General features: G+C 68.3%; 2 protein-coding genes. One reads left to right on the forward strand and one right to left on the reverse strand.

Going from position 1 to position 2,027, the window contains the following annotated elements; all coding sequences use genetic code 11:
• The coding region (locus tag AC1VAN_RS20060; RefSeq protein WP_480986560.1) for an LptF/LptG family permease at positions 1-471 on the reverse strand (471 nt) is incomplete at its 3' end.
• A 104-nt stretch (positions 472-575) separates the two neighbouring features.
• Here AC1VAN_RS20060 and AC1VAN_RS20065 point away from each other — a divergent pair.
• The coding region (locus tag AC1VAN_RS20065; protein ID WP_480986561.1) for a leucyl aminopeptidase at positions 576-2,027 on the forward strand (1,452 nt) is incomplete at its 3' end.

The following is a 2,027-nucleotide window of genomic DNA, read 5'->3' on the forward strand; positions in this document are numbered from 1 at the left end:
GGGTGAACCGGCCCGGCGGGTGAACCGGCCCGGCTTCAGGCCGGCCATCAGCACGCTGCGGTTGGCGTCCTGCACCATCTGTTCGGCGGTGCGCCCGGCCCAGGGGCCGAGCCACAGCGAACAGGCGCCGACCACCGCGATCACCGGCAGCACCAGCATCAGCAGGGGCTTGAGCAGGCGCCGGGGGCCGACACCGATGGCGGTGATGACCGCCATTTCCGAGTCGCGGTAGAGGCGGGCAATGGCCAGCAGCAGGCCCAGCATCAGCGCCAGCGGCAGGATCAGCGGCATGTAGACGATGAACTGCAGGCCCAGCTGCGAGAACAGCAGCTTGGCCGGCAGCCGCCCGTCGGCGATGTTGCCGAGGATGTCCACCAGCACGCCGCCCACGCTGACCACCAGCAGGACGATCAGGGTAGCCAGGAAACTCTGGACGAAATCGCCCAATAGATAGCGGTCGAGCTTCAACATGGGGCGGTGGTTTAAACTCTCAGGTTCGTTCGCGGTGCCGCCCAGTCTAGCGTCTGGGCGTAAACGGTCCGCGATTGTACGGACTTGCCAATGGAATCTGCTCAATGGCTCTCGAATTCACCCTGAACCACCTCGCTGCGGCTTCGGCCGCCGTTGACTGCATCGTCGTCGGCGCCTATGCCGACCATACCCTGACTGCGTCCGCGCAGGCACTGGATGCTGCAAGCGGTGGCCGCCTGGCCGCCCTGGCCCAGCGCGGCGACCTGTCCGGCAAGACCGGCGCCACCACCCTGCTGCACGACCTGCCGGGCGTGACCGCCCCACGCGTGCTGGTGGTCGGCCTCGGCGATGCCGCCCGATTCGGCGTGCCGCAGTACCTGAAGGCGGTCGGCGATGCCGTGCGCGCGCTGAAGGCCGGCGCTGCCCGCAGCGCACTGTTTACCCTGTCCGAAGTGGCAGTGAAGGACCGCGACGCGGCCTGGGCGATCCGCCAGGCGGTGATCGCCGCCGACCACGCGGCCTACCGCTACACCGCCACCCTGGGCAAGAAGAAGGCCGACGATGCCGGCCTGGCCCAGCTGGCCATCGCCGGTGATGACGCGCAGGCCCTGGCCCAGGGCCAGGCCATCGCCGCCGGTGTCGAGTTCGCCCGCGAGCTGGGCAACCTGCCGCCGAACTACTGCACCCCGGCCTATCTGGCTGAAGTGGGCGTGAAATTCGCCGGCGAGCATGACGGTGCCGAAGCCGAGATCCTCGACGAGACCCAGATGGAAGCGCTGGGCATGGGCTCGCTGCTGGCCGTGGCCCGTGGCTCGGCCAACCGCCCGCGCCTGGTCGTGCTGAAGTGGAGCAATGGCGGCGACGCCAAGCCCTACGTGCTGGTCGGCAAGGGCATCACCWTCGATACCGGTGGCGTCAACCTGAAGACCCAGGGCGGCATCGAAGAGATGAAGTACGACATGTGCGGTGGCGCCAACGTCATCGGCACCTTCGTCGCCGCGGTCAAGGCCAAGCTGCCGTTGAATCTTGTGGTGGTGGTCCCGGCGGTGGAAAACGCCATCGACGGCAATGCCTACCGTCCGTCCGACGTCATCACCTCGATGTCSGGCAAGACSATCGAAGTGGGYAACACCGACGCCGAAGGCCGCCTGATCCTGTGCGAYGCRCTGACCTACGCGCAGCGCTTCGAGCCGCAGGCGCTGGTCGATGTGGCCACCCTGACCGGTGCCTGCATGGTCGCCCTCGGCCACCAGACCGCAGGCCTGATGAGCAAGCACGACGACCTGGCCAACGAGCTGCTGGCTGCTGGCGAGCAGGTCTTCGACCGCGCCTGGCGCCTGCCGCTGTGGGACGAGTACCAGCCGATGCTGGATTCCAGCTTCGCCGACGTCTACAACATCGGCGGCCGCTGGGCCGGTGCCATCACCGCCGGCTGCTTCCTGTCGCGCTTCGCCGAAGGCCAGCGCTGGGCCCATCTGGACATCGCCGGCGTGGCCAGCGATGAAGGCAAGCGTGGCATGGCCACCGGCCGGCCGGTCGGCCTGCTGAGCCAGTGG

The organism is Stenotrophomonas sp. 05L44_2, from assembly GCF_056665995.1.